The organism is Xylophilus sp. ASV27 (genome assembly GCF_016428875.1).
Classification (GTDB): Bacteria; Pseudomonadota; Gammaproteobacteria; order Burkholderiales; family Burkholderiaceae_C; genus Xylophilus.
This window is the reverse complement of record NZ_JAELTO010000383.1, coordinates 1-301: the sequence shown is the minus strand read 5'-3', so window position 1 is coordinate 301 and position 301 is coordinate 1. Positions and strand designations below refer to the sequence as shown.

At 72.8% G+C, this 301-nt stretch carries 1 protein-coding gene; it reads right to left on the bottom strand.

Annotated elements, in window-relative coordinates; all coding sequences use genetic code 11:
* Positions 1-74 precede the first annotated feature (74 nt).
* A partial coding sequence (locus tag JHD63_RS23450) for a hypothetical protein (protein WP_198973190.1) occupies positions 75-301 on the bottom strand: 227 nt, incomplete at its 5' end.

The window sequence follows — 301 nt, the reverse complement described above, 5'->3', positions numbered from 1 at the left end:
GCTGTACATCTCGTCGAATTTCTGCATAAGCGGGCTATCTCCTGGCTGAGGAGGATAGCAATTTCCAGGCCGAGCTAGTGCCCGGGCAGCGCCGGCGCGGCAGCCGGCCCGTGCTGCCAGTAGCGCCTGTCTCTTATACACATCTCCGAGCCCACGAGACCGTACAGGAAATCGCGTATGCCGTCTTCTGCTTGAAAAACGGGGGGGGGGGGGGGGGGGGGGGGGGGGGGGGGGGGGGGGGGGGGGGGGGGGGGGGGGGGGGGGGGGGGGGGGGGGGGGGGGGGGGGGGGGGGGGGGGGGG